The organism is Ruegeria sp. BHSC276 (genome assembly GCF_059612945.1).
In genome coordinates, this window is the sequence record NZ_JBXWRP010000004.1 from 135,046 (window position 1) to 153,865 (window position 18,820).

General features: G+C 61.2%; 21 protein-coding genes. 7 read left to right on the top strand and 14 right to left on the bottom strand.

Features of this window, described 5'->3' with window-relative positions; genetic code table 11:
• Positions 1-57 precede the first annotated feature (57 nt).
• The 11 genes from AC2FMD_RS07820 to AC2FMD_RS07870 form a co-directional block, all read right to left on the bottom strand.
• On the bottom strand, positions 58-1,323 hold the full coding sequence (locus tag AC2FMD_RS07820; RefSeq protein ID WP_496683828.1) for an FCSD flavin-binding domain-containing protein: 1,266 nt from the start codon (positions 1,321-1,323) through the stop codon (positions 58-60).
• Positions 1,324-1,346: 23 nt separating this feature from the next.
• The gene (locus AC2FMD_RS07825) at positions 1,347-2,054 is read right to left on the bottom strand and encodes a c-type cytochrome (RefSeq protein ID WP_496794946.1); all 708 of its coding nucleotides are present in this window, start codon (positions 2,052-2,054) and stop codon (positions 1,347-1,349) included.
• Positions 2,055-2,057: 3 nt separating this feature from the next.
• Positions 2,058-3,326 carry a c-type cytochrome gene (locus tag AC2FMD_RS07830; protein ID WP_496683833.1) on the bottom strand — a complete coding sequence of 423 codons (1,269 nt, stop codon included), beginning with the start codon at positions 3,324-3,326 and terminating at the stop codon, positions 2,058-2,060.
• Positions 3,310-4,581 carry a sulfite dehydrogenase gene (gene soxC, locus AC2FMD_RS07835; RefSeq protein ID WP_496683835.1) on the bottom strand — a complete coding sequence of 424 codons (1,272 nt, stop codon included), beginning with the start codon at positions 4,579-4,581 and terminating at the stop codon, positions 3,310-3,312. The genes AC2FMD_RS07830 and soxC overlap by 17 nt, the downstream gene beginning before the upstream one ends.
• 22 nt (positions 4,582-4,603) lie before the next feature.
• Positions 4,604-6,301, bottom strand: coding sequence for a thiosulfohydrolase SoxB (gene soxB / locus AC2FMD_RS07840; RefSeq protein WP_496794880.1), 1,698 nt, complete (start codon positions 6,299-6,301; stop codon positions 4,604-4,606).
• An 85-nt stretch (positions 6,302-6,386) separates the two neighbouring features.
• Positions 6,387-7,232, bottom strand: coding sequence for a sulfur oxidation c-type cytochrome SoxA (gene soxA, locus AC2FMD_RS07845; protein ID WP_496685193.1), 846 nt, complete (start codon positions 7,230-7,232; stop codon positions 6,387-6,389).
• A 69-nt stretch (positions 7,233-7,301) separates the two neighbouring features.
• A complete protein-coding gene (soxZ, locus tag AC2FMD_RS07850; RefSeq protein ID WP_496683844.1) occupies positions 7,302-7,631 on the bottom strand; it encodes a thiosulfate oxidation carrier complex protein SoxZ in 330 nt (109 codons plus the stop codon).
• A gap of 37 nt (positions 7,632-7,668) precedes the next feature.
• Positions 7,669-8,085, bottom strand: a complete 417-nt coding sequence (gene soxY, locus AC2FMD_RS07855) for a thiosulfate oxidation carrier protein SoxY (RefSeq protein ID WP_496794881.1) — start codon at positions 8,083-8,085, stop codon at positions 7,669-7,671.
• A 45-nt stretch (positions 8,086-8,130) separates the two neighbouring features.
• Positions 8,131-8,607, bottom strand: coding sequence for a sulfur oxidation c-type cytochrome SoxX (soxX, locus tag AC2FMD_RS07860; protein WP_496683849.1), 477 nt, complete (start codon positions 8,605-8,607; stop codon positions 8,131-8,133).
• A 150-nt stretch (positions 8,608-8,757) separates the two neighbouring features.
• A complete protein-coding gene (locus tag AC2FMD_RS07865) occupies positions 8,758-9,318 on the bottom strand; it encodes a thioredoxin family protein (RefSeq protein ID WP_496794882.1) in 561 nt (186 codons plus the stop codon).
• A 20-nt stretch (positions 9,319-9,338) separates the two neighbouring features.
• On the bottom strand, positions 9,339-10,079 hold the full coding sequence (locus tag AC2FMD_RS07870; RefSeq protein ID WP_496683855.1) for a cytochrome c biogenesis CcdA family protein: 741 nt from the start codon (positions 10,077-10,079) through the stop codon (positions 9,339-9,341).
• A gap of 98 nt (positions 10,080-10,177) precedes the next feature.
• On the opposite strand from AC2FMD_RS07870, the gene AC2FMD_RS07875 reads away from it, so the two are divergent.
• From AC2FMD_RS07875 to AC2FMD_RS07905, 7 genes are all read left to right on the top strand, one after another.
• On the top strand, positions 10,178-10,540 hold the full coding sequence (locus tag AC2FMD_RS07875; protein ID WP_496794883.1) for a hypothetical protein: 363 nt from the start codon (positions 10,178-10,180) through the stop codon (positions 10,538-10,540).
• A gap of 82 nt (positions 10,541-10,622) precedes the next feature.
• Positions 10,623-10,916, top strand: coding sequence for an ArsR/SmtB family transcription factor (locus AC2FMD_RS07880; protein ID WP_496683887.1), 294 nt, complete (start codon positions 10,623-10,625; stop codon positions 10,914-10,916).
• A 42-nt stretch (positions 10,917-10,958) separates the two neighbouring features.
• Positions 10,959-12,011, top strand: a complete 1,053-nt coding sequence (locus AC2FMD_RS07885; protein ID WP_496794884.1) for a YeeE/YedE family protein — start codon at positions 10,959-10,961, stop codon at positions 12,009-12,011.
• Between the two features lie 612 nt (positions 12,012-12,623).
• The gene (locus AC2FMD_RS07890; RefSeq protein WP_496794885.1) at positions 12,624-13,010 is read left to right on the top strand and encodes a COG4315 family predicted lipoprotein; all 387 of its coding nucleotides are present in this window, start codon (positions 12,624-12,626) and stop codon (positions 13,008-13,010) included.
• On the top strand, positions 12,935-13,399 hold the full coding sequence (locus AC2FMD_RS07895) for an RNA polymerase sigma factor (RefSeq protein WP_496794886.1): 465 nt from the start codon (positions 12,935-12,937) through the stop codon (positions 13,397-13,399). The genes AC2FMD_RS07890 and AC2FMD_RS07895 overlap by 76 nt, the downstream gene beginning before the upstream one ends.
• A gap of 162 nt (positions 13,400-13,561) precedes the next feature.
• Positions 13,562-13,711 (top strand): hypothetical protein, encoded by a 150-nt coding sequence (locus AC2FMD_RS07900; protein WP_496794887.1) that lies wholly within the window; start codon positions 13,562-13,564, stop codon positions 13,709-13,711.
• Positions 13,712-13,886: 175 nt separating this feature from the next.
• Positions 13,887-14,312 (top strand): anti-sigma factor family protein, encoded by a 426-nt coding sequence (locus tag AC2FMD_RS07905; protein ID WP_496794888.1) that lies wholly within the window; start codon positions 13,887-13,889, stop codon positions 14,310-14,312.
• Between the two features lie 5 nt (positions 14,313-14,317).
• On the opposite strand, the gene AC2FMD_RS07910 is transcribed toward AC2FMD_RS07905, so the two are convergent.
• The 3 genes from AC2FMD_RS07910 to AC2FMD_RS07920 all read right to left on the bottom strand — a co-directional run bounded on the left by AC2FMD_RS07910 (position 14,318) and on the right by AC2FMD_RS07920 (position 18,766).
• Positions 14,318-16,051 (bottom strand): SulP family inorganic anion transporter, encoded by a 1,734-nt coding sequence (locus AC2FMD_RS07910; protein ID WP_496794889.1) that lies wholly within the window; start codon positions 16,049-16,051, stop codon positions 14,318-14,320.
• A 132-nt stretch (positions 16,052-16,183) separates the two neighbouring features.
• Positions 16,184-17,866, bottom strand: a complete 1,683-nt coding sequence (locus AC2FMD_RS07915; protein ID WP_496794890.1) for a bifunctional protein tyrosine phosphatase family protein/NAD(P)/FAD-dependent oxidoreductase — start codon at positions 17,864-17,866, stop codon at positions 16,184-16,186.
• Between the two features lie 15 nt (positions 17,867-17,881).
• Entirely contained in the window at positions 17,882-18,766 is an 885-nt protein-coding gene (locus AC2FMD_RS07920) for an MBL fold metallo-hydrolase (RefSeq protein WP_496741785.1), read from the bottom strand.
• Positions 18,767-18,820 lie beyond the last annotated feature (54 nt).

The following is an 18,820-nucleotide window of genomic DNA, read 5'->3' on the forward strand; positions in this document are numbered from 1 at the left end:
CCACTGGATTACTGATCGCCCCGAAACCCGCTTTGCCAGTCGGGGCGCCCTATAACATCAACCGAACATGTCGGACGTGATACCAGTGTACCAGCCTTCAGACTCTTCGTAAGTCGTCTTGCGCACTTCCGCGCTTTCGCCGGTCTGTGAAATAAACCCGTCCACCTTGGCGATCTTTTCCGGCGTCGCCTCATAGGTGGCGCCGACCTTGACACCGTCGTCGGTATCGATCAGCGACCAGCAGGTGTTCGAGAACTTGGCCGGGAAAACCTTGGACCCGGTCAGCGCCCCACGCACGGCATTGGCACAGACTTTTGCCTGACTGTTGGCCGAGAACCCGGATTTCGGCATGTCGCCTTGCTGCGATGCATCGCCCAAAACGTAAATGTCTGCATCAGCCTTCGACGACATGTCAGCCGCGTTCACCGGAGCCCAATTGCCATCGGTCACGCCTGCCAGTTCGGCGATCCGACCGGCCTTCATCGCGGGGATGACGTTGCACACATCCACTTTGGTTTCCTCGCCGTCGATGGTCAGCGTCATCGCGGCCGGGTCCACGCTGACATTGCCGCCCCCGAATTCTTCGCCAATCCAATCGATCATGCCGTCATAGTGATTGGCCCATCCTTCCTGGAACAGCGCCATTTTCGAGAATTTTGGCTTGGGATCGGCCACGATGATCTTGGCCGTCGGATTGTTGGCCTTCAGGAAGTGGGCGACCATGGACACGCGCTCGTACGGTCCCGGCGGGCAGCGATACGGGTTGGGTGGCGCAACCATGGCAAATGTGCCGCCTTCGGGCATTGCCATCAACTGCGCTTTCAGCAGCTCGGTCTGCGACCCGGCCTTGTAGGCGTGCGGCATGGCGTTCTGTGCCGAGATGTCCCATCCTGGCACCGCGCCATCGACGAAATCAATGCCGGGGCTGAGGATCAGCTTGTCATAGGGAAGGCTTCCGCCCCCGGCCAGCGCCACCGTCTTGGCATCGCGGTCCACCCCGATGGCCCAGTCATGCACCACGTTGACGCCGCCGGCCGCCAGCCCGCCATAGCTGTGGCCAAGGTCTTTCATATCCTTGAACCCACCCAGATAAAGGTTCGAGAAAAAGCAGGTATAGTAACGGCGCGTCGGCTCGACCAAGGTGACGTCGATGGCGCCCTTGCTGTCCTTGGCGATGTAGCGCGCAGCGGTGGCCCCGCCGGCCCCGCCACCGATCACGACGACCCGCGGCTTGCCGTGACCATCGGCAAGAACCGCCGGGGCGGCCAACGAGGCCGTGACCAGCGCCGTCTTTCCCAGAAATGCGCGTCTGTTCATCGTCATGTGCAGTCTCCTCCCTGCAGTGCTCAGTGTTCGAGGCGGTTGAAATACGCCGCAAGCGCGGCGATTTCCTCGTCATTGAGACGCCCGGCCATCATCTGCATGACCGGATGCTGACGCTGTTTGTTCTTGTATGCGTGCATCGCAATGACAAAGTCTTCTTCGGGCCACAGCACGATTGACGGAATACCGTCATCGCCTCCGTCCGCCTGGTGACAGGTCGTGCATTCGCTACTCAGGTATTCGCCGTATTCCGGATCACCCTGGATCGCCAGGATCGCCGGGTCCAAGTCATGATCGGTGGCCGTGGCCGTTGGATCCGCCTCGGGGATGTTTGCAGGATCGTCGGAAAACAGCCGAAGATAGGCGATCACGTCGTGACGATCCTTGGCGTTTTTGATCCCCCGAAAACTCATGCGCGTTCCCGAGGCATAGGACCGTGGATTTTCCAAAAACGCATCCAGCGTATCCGCATGCCATTCCAGCCCGCTGGCCGCGGCGCGCCGGAAACTTTTGGAATACTTGAACCCTTCAATGCCGGCCGCCGGCCGGCCAAACAGTCCGTTCAGATGCGGGCCGATCCGGTTCTTTGCCCCGTTGCCTACCTGATGGCATCCCTTGCACTGGTCGAACACCACCTTTCCGGCCTCGGCATCGCCCAAAGCATCGGCAGCCACGGCGGTTGAAACCACCGTGGCACAAGCCGAAAGGATCACCCCCAGCGCCCGTTGCATCATCTACTCGCCGAATGTCGCAAGATAGGCATTGAGCGCCGCGCGGTCCTGCTCGTCCTTAAGCCCGGCAAAACTCATCTTGGTGCCCTTCATGTAGGTTTTCGGCTTGGCCAGAAACGCGTCCAGCGCGGCCTGGTCCCAGATCCGGCCTTCTTCGTTGGCTTGCTTGAAAACCGACGAGTAACCGAACCCGTCCACCGATCCGAAGGTCCGCCCGAACAGACCGTTGAGATGCGGACCGGTCTTGTTCTTGGCGCCGTCCCCCACTTGGTGGCAGGCCGAGCACTTCCTGAACACCTTCTTGCCGGCGGCGATCAGCTCGGCATCACCGGCTTCGGCCGCATCTCCGGAAGCGGCTTCTTCCACCGTCGCGGTGGCAGCCGCAAACGTGGGCGTTTCGGATGTGTCGGCGGAATTCATGACCGAGTCGCCGCCATGGTCCGGCGTCACATCCAGGAACGTCGCGCGCTTGGTGATCTCGACACTGTCCTTGCAGTTTTCCATGCAGGGCTCGGTGCGCCATTCCGCGTATTCCAACTGAGGCCGGTCGTCGATCACGAACCCGTCCCGGTTGGGCATTTCGAACGTCGCCAGATTGTCGTGGTTCAGCTCGAACTCGTCATCGACCAAGTCGTTGGAATACAGGATGTAGGCCACGATCGCATAGGTCTCATCGGCGCTGAGTGTTCCGGCCTCGCCGAAGGGCATCGACCGGTGCACATAGTCCCAAGCCGTGGTCAGGTAGGGCCAATAGGACCCGACCGTCTTGACGGGGTCTTCGTCGGCCAGCGTGCCAAAGCCACCGGCCAGAACCGGCCAGTTGTCCACGCCTTCGGCAAAGTCACCGTGGCAGGCCGCGCATTTTTCGGCGAAAACTTCCTCACCCGTAAACACATCGCCCGACCCCTCGGGCAGCCCGCGCCCATCGGGCAGCACGTCCACGTCCCAGGCCGCGATCTCTTCGGGCAAGGCCGGACGGCCCAGACCAAAGGTTCCGTCATGCGCCGAAACCGGCTCACCCCCGGCAACCGCGTTGCCGGCCTTGCTTTCCAGTTCGGAAAGGCGAGTCTCCAATTCCGCCAAACGGGCCGCGCTTGCTTCGGCCTCGGTCAGCGCCGAGGCCTTTTGCGCCTCGACCTGTGCAAGTCGCGTCTGCAGCGTCTCGATCTGGCTGTCACCATATCCGCGGTTCGCGACCGCAACCGCGACACTGCACACCAAGGCGATCCCGCCAAAAACGGGAAGATAGATGCCACTAAGAGACTTCGACATTTTCGGCGATCCCTTCTGCGTTGACGTACCAGGTCTGGATACAGTTGTTGTGATAGACCGAGTTTTCGCCGCGCTTCTCGCGCAGTTGGTCTTTGGTCGGCTGGACATAGCCGGTTTCGTCCATGGCGCGGCTTTGCAGCAGCATCGGAGAACCGTCCCACTCGGTATCCAAATAGAAGCGGGTCAGCGCCTTGGTATCAAGCTGCTTGCCCAGCCGCGCGGTCTCCCAGGTGATACCGCCATCCTTCGAGACATCGACCCGCGTGATGCGTCCGTGACCGGACCACGCGAGGCCGGAAATCACCAGCGGCCCCTTGCCGTGCTTGATCGGCATCTGCGGACTGGGCGAAGTGATGACCGACTTGGCATCCATCACCCAGGTCCATTTCCGGGCGGTGCCATCGGCGTATACATCCGTGTATTTCGAGGTCTCCTCACGGCTTTCCACGGCCGCATCGGTCACTTCGATCCGGCGCAGCCACTTGACCCACATGTTGCCCTCCCAGCCCGGAACCACCAGCCGGACCGGATAGCCATGCTCCATCCGCAGCGCCTCGCCATTGGCCTTGAAGGCGACCAGAACGTCGTCCAGCGCCTTTTCCATCGGGATCGAACGGCCGTTCGACGAAGCGTCGGCGCCCTCGACATAGACCCATTTGTCCGACAGGTCTCCGGCGGCGTCCAATCCGGCCTCTTGCAGCAGGACGCGCAGCGGGACGCCGGCATATTCCATGTTGTGGATCATGCCATGGGTGAACTGGACGCCGTTCAACTGGGCGCCGGCCCATTCCATGCCCGTATTGGCCGCGCATTCGCAGAAGTAGACGTGATTTTCGCGCGGGAACCGTTCAAGATCATCGTAGGTAAAGACCAGCGGCCGATCGACCAACCCGTTGATCATCAGCCGGTAATCCTGCTTGCTCAATTCGATTGCGCCGGAATGGTGCCGCTCGAAGGCGCAGCCTTGAGGGGTAATGGTGCCGTCCAGCGCGTGGATCGGCGTGAAGTTGATCGACGAGATCGGCGAGGCGGTCAGCCATTCGACGTTGCGCCGCACGACGTCGCTTTCAAAACGGATCGGCAGACCATAGGGCGTTTCATCGACACCGGCGCCGGTGTACGAGGCCCAGTCCTGCAATTGGGTGATCAACGGGTCCGCCTCCTGCGCCGCGACCGACCCCGCGACCGATCCTGCGGCGATCGCGGCGCCGCCTCGCAGAAAGGCGCGGCGGGAAGGCTTGAACATATCATCCATGTCTCAAGTGCTCCGGGTAGTGTCAGACGCCCACGACGTCGACGTTGGTGTTTTCCTGAACCGTGACGGTTCCAAGCTTGCGGATATGGCTTTCGACCACGTCCCAGATCGGCGGTCCCTCGGTGCCCTCGTTGACCGAGGCCCAGCCAGCCACGACATAGGCCCTGGATGCTTCGATCAGCTCACCGGTCTTCAGCAGGGTCATGTTCGAGATACGCTCGCCCTGCGGCTTGGACACGTCGATCCGATAGCCGAGCCCACCGGTGCGCACCATGTCGCCGCCCTGCTGATAATAGGGATCAGGGTTGAAGATGTTGTCGGCCACGTCTTCCAGAACCACCTTCAGGAATTCGCCGGTCATCTCGGTCCGGTAGGCTTGGCCGTAGGTCATCGAGGTGACACCGAAGATATCCTCGCGGGTGATGTCCTGCCCCGGTATCAGAGACGGCCCCCAGCGCACGCCCGGGCTGAGCGCGATTTCCGCTTCGCGCTCGCTGAGCAACGCGTCGCAGATCAGGTCATCCCAGGTGCCGTTGAAATTGCCCCGTCGATACAGCAGGCCGTCGGTCTGGCCGATCACCTCGGACATCTCGTCCAGATAGGGCGCGCGCTGTTCGTCGATCAAGGCGGAAACTTCGGGATCGGGGGCGATCACGTCCGAAAAGATCGGGATCAGCTTGGTGCGATAGCCCATCATCCGGCCATCGCGGATATCCAGATCCACCCGGCTTACGAATTTGCCGTTCGAGCCCGACGCAACGATGATCGTTTCACCCACCAGCACCGGCTCGGGCAGAGCGTCATGAGTATGGCCCGACAGGATCACGTCGATCCCCGGCACCACGCTGGCCATCTTCTTGTCGACGTCAAAGCCGTTGTGGCTGAGAACCACGACGCATTCCGCACCGGCGGCGCGGACCTCTTCAACCATCTGCGCCATGTGTTCGTCGCGGATGCCGAACGCGTATTCGGGGAACATCCAGCCGGGATTGGCAATCGGCATGTAAGGGAACGCTTGGCCAATCACGGCGATCTTGGTGCCGCCGCGCTCGAACATCTGGTAGGGCGGGAACAGCTCGGCCGGCTCGTCCCATTCCGCGTCGAAGATGTTCTGTCCCAAGGCCGCAAAGGGCAGTTGTTCGACCAGTTCGGCCACGCGGTCGCTGCCCAGGGTGAATTCCCAATGGAATGTCATCGCGTCCGGCCGCAAGGCGTTCATCACGTTGACCATGTCCTGACCCTGGGTCTTCAGGCAGGTATAGGATCCGTGCCAGGTGTCGCCCCCGTCGAGGAGGATCGCATCGGGACGATCGGCGCGAATGGCGTTGATCACCGTGGCCACGCGATCCAGACCGCCAACCCGGCCATAGGCCTTGGCCAGCGCGGCAAAATCGTCGGACGTCAGGGCATAGTGGCTGGGGCTGCCATCCTCGATCCCGTAGAGCCTGCGGAAATCGGCCCCGGTAACATGCGGCACAACCCCCTTGTTGGCCCCCACCCCGATATTAATCGACGGTTCGCGGAAATAGATTGGCTTGAGCTGTGCGTGAATGTCGGTGATATGGATCAGCGACACATTGCCGAAGGTCTCGAACTCCAGCAGCTGGTCCTGGGTCAGAGACTGCTGCGCCGCCAGCCGGGCCCAGTTGCCGAAGCCGGACGCGCCCACCAGCGCCGAGGCTGCCATTGAAACCTGCAGAAAGTCACGTCTTGAGATCATCTGATGCGCCCTTGATTCACATTTAAATTCGTGAATGTTTTAGGAAAGAAATACCCGCACCAGACGATCCGGCGCGGGTGTTCGATTACTGGCGGACCGCCGGGGTTTCGACCGACAGACCATTTCCGCGCGAAGCCACGTAAAGTTCGAGCGCGCGGAACTCATCCGAGCCTTCGGCAAAGGTTTCGGCGCGCGTATCGCGGATGCAGCCGCGGAACCGGTTGTGGCGCGAAATCAGCTTGGCCTGTTTCAGGCGATAGGTCGGAAAGCCGTTGATCATGCCCTGGCTCAGGTGGTCGGCCCGGATCATGTTGCCGTAATTGTCTTCGTGGCAATTGGCGCAGCTCAGCTCAAGCTGGCCATACCGGGTATAGTACATCTCCTTGCCCTGCTCCCAATAGGGCGCGGCGGGTCCGTCAATGGCTACGTTCATCGGCATGCCCCGCGACTGCAGGCCGATCAGCGCGACCATGCCCTGCATGTCGGCGCCCGACCATTTCCAAGCGTCAGCCTCCATGCGCTCGGTCCGGCATTCGTTGATAAGGTCTTCCATCACCACCAGCTTGCCGGTTTCAGGGTCAACCTTCGGCATCTGAGCGGCAAGACCGGCAAAGCTTTCGGCACCGTCATGGCACGAGGCGCAGCTCTTGCCGGCGGCGCCGTCCACTGCTTCAAAAGTGTCAGCGGCCTGATCCACGAAAATCATGGCCGGGTTGTCGAAGTCGTCGACCTGCAGCGCCTGCGTCTCGTCGGTGCGGAAATGCCAGCCGGAATAGATCGTGTCGAAGTTTTCCAGATGTTCGGGCGCCTTGGCGACCGAAATCATCTCGGTCTCGCCATTGATGATCAGCTTGTCGTCATCGGGGCCGGCCAGAACCACAGTCGGCATCGCCGCCATTGCAACAACAGCCGTCAAAGCCTTCAATTTCATTCCGTTTCCTCCCTTGGTCGATCGGCGCCCAGATACACCCGGGCACCGCTCTGCCGATTTGCCGAGCCGTCAAGCGATCTCGATCTTCTTGTTGGTGTCATAGACCGACCCGTCATCGTCATACCAGGTGAAGACGAATTCCCCGGCCTCGGGCACGGTGGCTTCGAACTGGAAATACGGGTTGGTCGAAATCGCCGGCTCGAGGGTCACGTCGATGACCATCTGGCCGTTGAATTCGCAGGTAAAGCGGTTGATGATCGAACGCGGAATGACATTGCCTTCCTTGTCCTTGCGCTGACCGCTTTCCATCGTGTGGCTAATAAGGCTCTTGATCGTCACCGCCTCGCCGGCCGCTGCCGTTTTTGGGACCTTAACGCGGGGTTTCACTCCGGATGCCATGGGGTTTCTCCTGTTGTTCTAAGGGGAGCGCGGGCGATCAGCCGCCGCAGCCGCCGATTGTGACCTTGACCGTTGCCGATGCCTTGGCAAAGCTGCCATCGGCCATCTTGGCCACGGCGATGACGTCCTGTGTTCCGGCCAGTCGAATCCGGGTCGATGCCGACTGCGACGCGGCCAGTGGTCCGAAGTTGAACGTGGCAACATCCGGCGTCGGGTTGCCTGCGGCGAACACTGCGATGGCCACGGCCCCCGGGGCGCTGACTTCGATCGGTACGGTGTTGCCGTTTTCGGCGATTTCCGGCGCGGTCAGGGTGACGCCACCGTCGGCGATGTCAGCCCCACCGGTGAAAGCCGAGATCGAATCCTCGATCGCCGCATTCACCCGGAACGGCAGCATCGTCAGAACCGCAGCCCCCAGACCCAAGGCCAGGGTTTCGCGTCGCGAAATTTCCATTTTACATCTCCTTTGAGTGTGTGCCCCTCGGACAGGCGAAGGCGACTATTGTTCGTTGAGTGTCATCAGGAACGCGACCACGTCCTCGACGTCCTGTGCGCTCAGGATCGGCTCAAGCGGCCCGCTGGGCGCCTTGCCGGTATAGGCATCGCCAGGTCGGATATAGCCATCGGCCTTGAAGAAGGCCGGCATCACGGTACCTTCGAAGGTCATTTTGGCATTTGCCACCAGACCGCGCAGCTCGGCCTCGGTCCAGCGGTCCCCCGCCCCATCCAGCGGCGGGCCGACCTCGCCCTGAAACGGCACGTCCGCCAGCGCCGCCACCTGATGGCAGGCCACGCAGTTGCCCATGGATTTCTCACCCACGATCATCGCGCCTTTTTCAGGGTCGCCCGGAGTACCGGTCAGCGACTGTTCGATGGCGCCGTCGGCAAACGACACATCTTTCGGCTTGATCTCACCCGCCATCGCCGTCGATGCACACAGCATTCCGGCCAGGCCAAGTTTCAACGCTTTTGTCATGCCTCCTCCCAAAGACGATTCCCTGCTTTGTCTTTGCACACTAGTGCACACCAACACCGACTCGCAACATTAAATTCGTCTAATTGAATTTTTGTATTTTTACGCAGGGAAGGCGGGGTTCAAACTATTGTTGCGCCGAGCCAAGGGAGCTTAGCCTTTGCGCGCCTCGATCATGCGGGCATGATATTTCTGGAACGGCTCGTCCCCGTCGTAACCTTTTTCCAGCACCCAGTTCAGCATGTCGAACGTTGTCCCGCGACCGAAAGCGCCCGGCATTGTGGCCACCACTGCCTGTGTCGCCGCTGCACCCTCCGGCACCTCTTGGGGGAAAAAATAGACAGTTGGAGTGAACAAGGCTCCCCAGCGTTTGACCATGTCTTTCTCGGGCAGGACCGTACCGTCGAAATCAGTCACTTCGACATCGCCGAACATGTTGATCTGAACGACGAAGAACCGGTCTTCCAACAGGCTTTCGATCTCCGGATCGACAAAAACCTCTTCATGCATCTTCTTGCAATATATACAGCCGCGCTGCTCAACGATGACCATCAGCCGCCTTCCCTCGGCATTGGCTTCCTCAAGGTCTTCGCGCAGATCCTTGAAAGTATCGCGCATCCACGAGGCCTTGTGCAGGCCGTCGTCACCCAGTTCCGCTGCCAGAGTCATCGGTGCCAACAAAATCGTAGCGAACAGGAGAAGCATTCTGATCATGGTGAGAGTCCTTTCGAGTTTCATCCGATTGCGCTGAACCAGGGAATGGTCTCAAGCATCCATTGCGCAATGTAGTTGATCGAATTCGTGGCGATCAGAACGCCGAAAAGGACCAGCATCAGCCCCATCAGCTTCTCGATCAGCCCAAGATGTTTGCGGAACCGCGCCATCCACGTCATGAACGGACCGATGAACATGGCGGCCACGATGAAGGGCAATGTCATGCCCAGACCGTAGGCAAGCAACAAAGCGGCCCCTTCGTTGGCCGTTTCCTGCCCGGCCGCAGTGAATAGAATCGCAGCCAGGACTGGCCCAACGCAAGGGGTCCATCCAAAGGCGAAGGCCAGCCCGATCACATAGGCCCCGATCAGACTTACATTCGATATATCCCCTGCGTCCGCCCGGAACTGACGGTACAGGAATCCGATTTTGACCACGCCAAGAAAGTGCAAACCCATCGCAATGATGATCGCCGCCGCGACCCAGCGCAGCACGTCAAAATACTCGCGCACCAAGCTGCCGAACACAGTCGCGGTGGCGCCGAGGCCAACGAAAATTGTTATCACTCCCAACGCAAAACAACTCGCTGCCAGTACGGCACGAAAACGGACTGCCGGCGAAATCTCGGACCCGGCAGAAATCTGGTTCATACCCGCTCCGGCCAGATAGCTCAGGTAAAACGGGACGATCGGCAGGATGCAGGGCGACAGGAAAGAAAGTAGCCCGGCGACAATTGCACCCCAAAAAGTGACATCAAACACTTGGTCGCCGCTCCACCGCTTGAGATATTCAAAAATACTATTATGATGGAAACATAGCCTACGTCAATTTGGGAGCGTATCAACTTGGGACAACGTCGATGATGAAAACACTGGCTTTCGTCTTGGCCATGTTGCTTCCGACGGCTGTCCTGGCGGATACTTACCTGCTGATGGCCGAGGAAAAAGGGTGCAGTTGGTGTGCCCGCTGGAACGCCGAAATTGCCCCCATCTATCCTAAGACCCTCGAAGGCCAGGCCGCGCCATTGCGCCGATACGACCTGCGCACAACGACGCCAGACGTACAACTGCAGCGCGGCGTGCGGTTTACCCCGACTTTCATTCTGATTGAAGACGGGCTCGAGGTCGGTCGAATCGAGGGCTATCCGGGTGAAGATTTCTTTTGGGGTCTCTTGGGAATGATGCTTGACCGGGCGGGTATTGATTGGAAGCAAGCTGGGTAAGGAAAACAGTTTCGTGACAACCAATCCTGAAACCCCAGCGTCACGTCTGCCGGTGTTCGACAAGAACATTTGCGCCGAAGACATGCAAAAGATGGTGAACAACGCTCAGCGGGCGTCGAACTTCCTGAAGGCGATCAGCCACGAAGGGCGGCTGATGATCCTGTGCCATCTGGCATCCGGCGAAAAATCAGTGACCGAACTGGAAGAACTTTTGTCCGCGCGCCAGGCTGCAGTGTCCCAGCAGCTGTCCCGCTTGCGCTTCGAGGGGTTGGTAACCCCGCGCCGAGAAGGCAAGGCGATCTACTACAGCTTGACAGACGACCGCCCGAAACAAATCATGGAGGTTGTGTACGACTTGTTCTGTCGTGCCGACTGAGCGGCCCTGCCCTGTTGTGGCATCCGGCCGAGGGAGGATACCGTGCTGGAACTCATCGGAGAAGCGAACTCCGCAGCCCTGATCGGGTTGATCGGGGGCGTGGCGCTTGGGTTGGCGGCTCGGATTGGCCGCTTTTGCACATTGGGCGCCATTGAGGACGCTCTGTACGGATCTGACAACCGGCGCCTCAAGATGTGGGCCATCGCCATCGGTGTGGCAGTAATCGGTGTGCATTTGGCTATTGCGGCGGGCAAGTTCAACAGCCTTGAAACGGCCTATCTGGATCGCGCATGGAACCCGCTGGGAACGATCATCGGCGGCCTCATGTTCGGCTACGGCATGGCACTTAGCGGAAATTGCGGATACGGCGCGTTGGCTCGGTTGGGCGGAGGCGACTTGCGGTCTTTTCTCATCGTTGTCGTGATGGGTCTGTCGGCCTATTTCGTCATGTCCGGACCCCTGGCACAAGCGCGCGTTTGGCTGTTTCCCGAAATTATGGGCGCTGAGTCACCTCAAGGTTTCACCCAACTTTTTGAAACAGTTGGGATCGAACCTTTGGCAACCGGTTTGGTCGCAGGGGCGGTTCTTATCGGCGCAGCTCTTGTTCGGGCGGGGCAGCGCCCGTCGGCAAGCCAGATCATTTGGGCCAGCGTGGTGGGACTTGCCATCGTATCAGGCTGGGTCGGCACATATTGGGTTTTTTATACCGGTTTTGACGCCGAACCCGTCCGGACCCACACGTTTGCAGCCCCGATCGGAGATACAATCATCTATGCCATGACCGCGTCGGGCAATACATTGTCGTTCAGCGTCGGTTCAGTTGTAGGTGTGGTATTAGGGGCGGCACTTGGGTCGTATTCCAAGGGGCATTTCCGGTGGGAAGCCTGCGAAGACCCGCGCGAATTGCGACGTCAAATCATGGGGGCCGCGATCATGGGCCCGGGTGCGATCCTTGCAGTAGGATGCAGTGTCGGCCAAGGAATTTCAGCTTTTTCGGTTCTTGCCTTCAGCGCGCCTGTCGCCTTCGGTTCGATCTTTGTCGGTGCAGCCATCGGTTTACGTCAGCTGATTACGGGATTTGCTCCGGCAGAATGATTTTGCGTGCCCGGGTATGGAGTTGCGTAGGTGTTGTCTGGGGTCTGTAGCCTAAAACCTGTAACCGCGGAGTGATAGCCGCAGCGTCTCCCGTCACGCAGCTTCGGGGAAGAGATCTGCAACGAAGGCCGTTTCCCTGGCAACCCCTGTCTGACAGTCTTCGAACTGGCCCTTTCGGATCGTGCGGAAGGTCTCGTTTCCCGGCGAGCGCCGCGATGGCTCCGGCCATGGTCTGGAACCCGCGGATCGGGCGCAATCGCTGCATGATCGATGGCACAATAGACACGCCCGCGGATCTTGGGGCCGAACTTCCTGACGCAACGGTGGATCGCCGAGGCATCGACTGTCATCCCGCACTCGCCCACCATACCGCGAACGTCGCGACACGACAGCGGATAGCGGCAAGACCAGCACACCGTGCCAGTTTCCTATTTTTTGACGGAAAACCTCTTTTCGCAAACGCCCACCGGCGGGCTTCGAACCGGCGACCGGACTGATCCAGCTGAAGCCACCGGGTTTGAATGTTCGTCAGTTCGTACAAAAACGCACCCGAACGGACTGGCCCAGTCGTGGTGCTTGCGCCGCGCGATAGCGACACGGCGGAACACCTGAATGACCAGCACTTCTTTTGCGCTGACCATATCCACCCTGATGGCATGCGCCCTTGCAACCGCCGCCGCCGCTGGCGATGCCCCGGTCCTGACCGGGAAACTGGGTGATCAGACCTTTCTGATGGATGCCAACAAGATGACGCTGTACACGTTCGACAAGGACGAAACGGGCAAGTCCAACTGCTATGACCAATACGCCGTGAACTGGTCGCCGCTGGCCGCCGCCGGAACCGACCTGCCCAAGAACTATTCGTTGATCCAGCGCGATGACGGTACGATGCAGGTCGCCTACAAGGGCCAACCCCTGTATCTGTGGATCAAGCACAAGCAACCCGGAGACATGACCGGCGACGGCGTCAAGGGTATCTGGCACACTGCGCGACCCTGACCCCGGACCTGAAGGGCGACCGGATCCGGTCGCCTTTCGTCAACGCGAAAAAACAGACATTCGACAAGCAGATCGAAGACGCTCTGCCCGATCTTTGGCGGTTTGCGTTCGCGCTGACCCGGAGCCACAACCAGGCCGATGACCTGGTGCAGGATGCCGTTCTGCGTGCGATAAGAAAAAAGGGGCTTAGATGGCCGGACCACCCGGTCAAACCTTGGGCGATGAAGATCCTGCTCAACTGCTATCGCAACGACAGCAGGCGCGCCGCCGGCGTCCCGGCCTCTGACCCCCAAGCGCTGGATCAGCTGGCCTCGCCCGAGGCCGCCGCCGAAGAGCGTTTGGAACTTCGCTGGCTGAGGTGTCAGATCGGTGCCCTGCCGGAGGATTAGAAACTTGTACTGCTGGCGGTCAAGGTCGCGCAGCAGACCTATGCCGAGAGCGCCCGATTGCTGGGGATCCCGTAGGGCACCGTCACGTCACGTCTGTCGCGCGCGGGCACGACTGCAAGCCGCCGAAGAACCGCCGAAAACGTCACGATTGCGGAGCGTGAAATGACGACCGAACCGACCATTGAAACCCTGCGGCAGGCCGCTTTCGACGGCCAGTTGACGCCATCTCAGCAGGACCGTCAGGAGCGGCACCTGGCTGCACATCCGGCCGACCGTACGCGGCTTGCGGCAATGATCCGGCAGCCGGGATGATCGGTGCCTTGGTGCCGCAGCCTGATCCCGCGCAACTGGACCGACTGATGCGCGGGGCACTTCAGAGTACCGGTCATGCCGGGTGCAGGCGGCTGGCCGCGGCGGTTTCGATTTTGCATTGGGTCTGGGCAGTGGCCTGTTCCTGTCGCGGGACTCCGCCAAACCAGTGACACTGATGTCGCAGGCACCGATTCAGGCTGCGGCGGCACACGCCCTGTATTCGCCCCAGGTTCTTAACCCGGTCGAGGTGTTCGCCGACCAACGCGATCATCTGCAAACCTGGCTGAGTATCTGGCTGGGCGCACCCGTGATCGCGCCGGAACTGGGGGACACCGGTTACCGGCTGATCGGTGGGGGGGTGTTGCCTCTGGGTCATGGCCCGGCACCAGTCTTCCATTATGAAAACGAATCCGGCGACCGCCTCAGCCTGTTTGCCGACCTGGCCACGGGCCCGGCTCAACCCTCGTTTCAATACCGGCGCGACGGGGATTTGGGCATCGTGATCTGGCAGGATGGGCGGTGGGAATACTCCATGGTAGGCCGCTCCGGTCACCAGGTCATCGAAACCATCCCGCGCAAGGCCCATGAAGAACTGATCTGACCGGATTATTCCGCCGCGCGCACCCGGTCAGGCGCGGTCAGTCTTTGCCACGCGTCGTATTGTGACAGGAAGACCTGCCCGTTCAGTTCGTCTAGGAAGTGGGACTGTTTCAAGCGGTCCATGACGGGGCCCTTGACCTCGCTCAGATGCAGGCCGACGCCCATGTCGCGCAGGCGGTAATTGATCGCCTCGAGGCTTTCGAGCGCCGAGAAGTCGACCTCGTTCACCGCCGAGAACATCAGCACCACGTTGCGGATCTCGCAGCCCTCGGTCACGCGCGACTGGATTAGGTCCTCGAGGAACCGGGCGTTCACGAAATACAGGCTTTCATCCACCCGCAGCGTGACCAGCGTGGGGTCGGTTTCGACCTTGTGGCGCTTGATGTTGCGGAAGTGCTGGGTGCCCGGCACCAGCCCCACCTCGGCCACATGTGGGCGCGAGGTCTTGTACAGATGCAGCAGGATCGAGATTGCCACACCGCTGGCCACGCCGGTCTCGACCCCGGCCAGCAGGGTCAGCACGATGGTGGCGGCGACGGCAGCAAAATCGGCCCGCGAATAGCCCCAGGTCTTTTTCAGGATCGACAGGTCCACCAGGCTGAGCACCGCCACGATGATCGTCGCGGCCAGCGTCGCCTTGGGCAGGAAATAGACCAGCGGGGTCAGGAACAGCGCGGCGATCGCCAGCCCGCCGGCGGTGTAGATGCCCGCCGCCGGGGTCTCGGCGCCCGCGTCGAAGTTCACCACCGAGCGCGAGAACCCGCCGGTGACCGGAAAGCCCCCGGTGAATGCCGCGCCCAGGTTGGCCGCGCCCAAGCCGATCAGTTCCTGATCGGGGTCGACGCGCTGGCGTTTCTTGGCGGCCAGCGTCTGCGCGACCGAGATACTTTCGACAAACCCGATGATCGAGATCAAGATGGCGGGCACCAGCAGCGCGCCGATCAGATCCGAGGACACCCCCGGCAGGGTCAGCGGCGGCAGGCTCTGGGGCACCTCGCCCACGATCTTGACGCCTCGCGCGTCCAGCCCGAAGGCCCAGACCGACAGGGTTGTGGCCACCACCGCCGCCACCGGCCCGGCCTTGGTCAGCACATCCGCCAGCAGCGGTGGCACCCCCATACGCCGCAGCGCGGGTTTGAGATTTTTGCGCACCCAGAACAGGAACGCCGTGGCCAACACGCCAATCACCACGGTGATCGGGTTGGTCTGGTTCAGATGCGCAAGGATCGAGCCCAGCATCTCCGGCAGGGTATGCCCATGCGCGCTGACCCCCAGGATATGTTTCAGCTGGCTGGTGGCGATCAGGATGCCTGAGGCGGTGATGAAGCCGGCGATCACCGGATGGCTGAGGAAGTTGGCCAGAAAGCCCAGCCGCAACACGCCCAGCAGCACCAGGAACCCGCCCGACAGAAAGGCCAGCGTCAGCGCCGCCACCGCATATCCGGCGGTGCCCTGTTCAGCCACCTGCCCCACCGCACTTGCCGTCAGCAGCGACACCACCGCGACCGGACCCACCGCCAGCGCCCGGCTGGTGCCAAAGATTGCATAGAGGATGATCGGCAAGATCGAGGCGTAGATCCCCGCCTCGGGCGGCAGCCCCGCCAGCAGCGCATAGGCCAGCGATTGCGGGATCAACATGATCGTCACGATCACCGCCGCGATCATGTCATTGGACAGCGCCGCCCGGTCGTACCGGCGGCCCCAGTCGAGAATGGGAAGGTAGCGAAAAAGGCTCTGCATGGGGTCTCGTCCTGGAAAGGCGGCGGTCAGAGCGAGGAGGCTCTGACCGCCAGGTCTCGGCCGGACATCCGCAGCGTCAGGCCAGAACTTGCACCGGTTCAGCCGGCATCGGGTTCGGAGGCGGCAGGTTGTTTATTCGGCCGCCACCTTCAGCGGTTCGGGCTTGGCCATCCATTCCTTGCCCTTCAGCATCGCCGACCAATAGACCGGCGGCAGCAGCTTTTCCTTCAAGAACCAGGCCGCGCGGCTAGGTTTGGTGCCGTCAATAAGGAACTTTGGGAAGCTGGGCTTCAGGACACCGCCATAGCCGAACTCGGCCAGCACGATCTTGCCGCGTTCCACTGTCAACGGGCACGAGCCGTATCCGTCATAGGCCGCCACCGGAGCGCGGCCCTCGATATCGGCCACGATGTTGTCGGCCACCACCGGCGCCTGCTTGCGCGCCGCCGCCGCGGTCTTGGCGTTTGGCGCGTTCATCACGTCGCCCAGCGACCAGATGTTGTCATAGCTCTTATGGCGCAGCGTCGCCTGATCGACATCGACCCAGCCCACCGCATCCGCCAGCGGCGAGACCCGGATGAAGTCTGGCGCCACCTGCGGCGGGCAGACATGCATCATGTCGAATTCGACCGTCACCTGCTCGGGCTGCTCGTTGGGCTTGGCCACCTTGAACGTGGCGGTCTTCGCCGCCCCGTCCACCGCCACCAGATTGTGGAAGAAATTGAGCGTGGCGTCATATTTCTTTACGTATTCCATCAACGCCGGGACATAGTCGTTGACCCCGAACAGCACTCCACCAGCGTTCATGAACTGGATGTCGATATCCTTGAGAACCCCGCGCCGGACCCACGCATCTCCCGACAGATACATCGCCTTCTGCGGCGCGCCCGCGCATTTGATCGGCATCGGCGGCTGGGTGAACAGAGCCCAGCCCGCCTTCAGCCCTTCGACCAACTGCCAGGTATAGGGCGCCAAGTCATAGCGATAATTCGAGGTCACGCCGTTGCGGCCCAGCGTTTCTTCCAGCCCTTCGACCGCGCCCCAGTCCAGCTTGAGCCCCGGAGACACCACCAGACGGTCGTATTTGACCACCCGGCAGCCATCCAGAATGACGGCATTGTTCTGCGGCTCGAACGCGGCAACGGCGGCCTTGATCCATTTGACCCCGCGTGGGATCAGCGAACCCATGGTCTTGGCCGTCTGTTCCGGCGTGAACACGCCGCCGCCCACCAGGGTCCAGCCGGGTTGATAATAGTGCACGTCCGACGGGTCGATGATGGCGATCGACAGGTCGGATTTGCGCGCATGCAGGCTAGCGGCGGTGGCGATGCCCCCTGCCCCGCCGCCCACGATCACCACGTCAAAGGACGCATCGCCGGTGTCGGTGGGCGTCTTGCCGCCATTGGCGATACGGCGGGCGACACCGCTCATGTCGTACCCGGCAACCTTGGTCGCGGTCAGGATCTCCGAAACAGGGCGTTTGTGCGCGGCCTCGTGCAGCGACCACAGGGTGGCCGAGCGCGTGCCCGTCCGGCAATAGGCCAGGATCGGACCCGGCAGCTCGGTCAGGGCCTGACCGAAGGCGCGGGCATCTTCGTCGCGGACCAGGCCAGATTGGACCGGAACGTACCGGGCTTCGATACCCAGCCTTTCTGCAGCGGCCTCGATTTCCTCGAAAGTGGGCTGGTCGGCGCCTTCACCGTCGGGCCGGTTGCAGATAATGGCGCGGAACCCCGCCGCCTTGATGGCGGCAAGGTCGTCCGACGTGATCTGCGGCGAGACCGACAACTTGTCGGAGATTTTCCTGATTTCCATCGTCGCCTCCCGCGATCAGAGCTTGTTGACCGGCACCTTCAGCATCTGATTGCCGTCTTGGTCGGTCGGAATTTCGCCCGCCCGGATATTGACCTGGATCGACGGGATGATCAGCGTCGGCATCGCCAGCGTCGCGTCACGCTCGGTGCGCATCTTGATGAACTCGTCCCGCGACTTGCCGCCGCCCACATGGATGTTGTGCGCCTTTTCCTCGGCCACCGTGGTCTCCCACTTCACCTCGCGCCCGCCGGGCATGTAGTCGTGGCACATGAACAGCCGGGTCTCGTCCGGCAGGCTCAGCACCTTCTGGATCGAGTCATAGAGCGTACCGGCATCCCCGCCCGGGAAATCGGCGCGCGCCGAGCCACCATCGGGCATGAACAGTGTATCACCCACAAAGGCCCCATCGCCGATCACATGGGTCATGCAGGCCGGCGTATGGCCCGGCGTGTGCATGGCAAAAGCGGTCATGTTGCCGATCTTGTAGGTCATGCCATCGTTGAACAGCGCATCAAACTGGCTGCCGTCGCGCTGGAACTCGGTGCCTTCGTTGAAGATTTTGCCGAAGACCTCCTGCACGATCTTGATGTTCTCGCCGATACCGATCTTGGCGCCCAGCTTCTGCTGGATGTAGGGCGCCGCCGACAGGTGGTCGGCATGCGCATGCGTCTCGATGATCCACTCCAACTTCAGCCCCTGCTTTTCGATCTCGGCGATCAGCAGATCGGCATGTTCAAAGGTGATCCGGCCGGCGGCATAGTCGATGTCCATCACGCTGTCGATGATCGCGCAAGCGTTCGACGTGGGGTCCTTGACGATATAGCTGATCGTCGCCGTCGCCTCGTCGTAGAAGCCCTGAACCTCGGGCTTGACGCTCAGATCGACCGGATACTCGGCAATCGGCGTTGCAATCGCATCCGCCATCCGCTGGTTGTGGGCGTCGATTGATTTCTG

What these genes read in the sequence shown, in the direction of transcription:
- AC2FMD_RS07820 (WP_496683828.1), bottom strand. Translation starts at nt 1,323, where the DNA reads ATGACGATGAACAGACGCGCATTTCTGGGAAAGACGGCGCTGGTCACG.
- AC2FMD_RS07825 (WP_496794946.1), bottom strand. Translation starts at nt 2,054, where the DNA reads ATGCAACGGGCGCTGGGGGTGATCCTTTCGGCTTGTGCCACGGTGGTT.
- AC2FMD_RS07830 (WP_496683833.1), bottom strand. Translation starts at nt 3,326, where the DNA reads ATGTCGAAGTCTCTTAGTGGCATCTATCTTCCCGTTTTTGGCGGGATC.
- soxC (WP_496683835.1), bottom strand. Translation starts at nt 4,581, where the DNA reads ATGGATGATATGTTCAAGCCTTCCCGCCGCGCCTTTCTGCGAGGCGGC.
- soxB (WP_496794880.1), bottom strand. Translation starts at nt 6,301, where the DNA reads ATGATCTCAAGACGTGACTTTCTGCAGGTTTCAATGGCAGCCTCGGCG.
- soxA (WP_496685193.1), bottom strand. Translation starts at nt 7,232, where the DNA reads ATGAAATTGAAGGCTTTGACGGCTGTTGTTGCAATGGCGGCGATGCCG.
- soxZ (WP_496683844.1), bottom strand. Translation starts at nt 7,631, where the DNA reads ATGGCATCCGGAGTGAAACCCCGCGTTAAGGTCCCAAAAACGGCAGCG.
- soxY (WP_496794881.1), bottom strand. Translation starts at nt 8,085, where the DNA reads ATGGAAATTTCGCGACGCGAAACCCTGGCCTTGGGTCTGGGGGCTGCG.
- soxX (WP_496683849.1), bottom strand. Translation starts at nt 8,607, where the DNA reads ATGACAAAAGCGTTGAAACTTGGCCTGGCCGGAATGCTGTGTGCATCG.
- AC2FMD_RS07865 (WP_496794882.1), bottom strand. Translation starts at nt 9,318, where the DNA reads ATGATCAGAATGCTTCTCCTGTTCGCTACGATTTTGTTGGCACCGATG.
- AC2FMD_RS07875 (WP_496794883.1), top strand. Translation starts at nt 10,178, where the DNA reads ATGATGAAAACACTGGCTTTCGTCTTGGCCATGTTGCTTCCGACGGCT.
- AC2FMD_RS07880 (WP_496683887.1), top strand. Translation starts at nt 10,623, where the DNA reads ATGCAAAAGATGGTGAACAACGCTCAGCGGGCGTCGAACTTCCTGAAG.
- AC2FMD_RS07890 (WP_496794885.1), top strand. Translation starts at nt 12,624, where the DNA reads ATGACCAGCACTTCTTTTGCGCTGACCATATCCACCCTGATGGCATGC.
- AC2FMD_RS07900 (WP_496794887.1), top strand. Translation starts at nt 13,562, where the DNA reads ATGACGACCGAACCGACCATTGAAACCCTGCGGCAGGCCGCTTTCGAC.
- AC2FMD_RS07905 (WP_496794888.1), top strand. Translation starts at nt 13,887, where the DNA reads ATGTCGCAGGCACCGATTCAGGCTGCGGCGGCACACGCCCTGTATTCG.
- AC2FMD_RS07910 (WP_496794889.1), bottom strand. Translation starts at nt 16,051, where the DNA reads ATGCAGAGCCTTTTTCGCTACCTTCCCATTCTCGACTGGGGCCGCCGG.
- AC2FMD_RS07915 (WP_496794890.1), bottom strand. Translation starts at nt 17,866, where the DNA reads ATGGAAATCAGGAAAATCTCCGACAAGTTGTCGGTCTCGCCGCAGATC.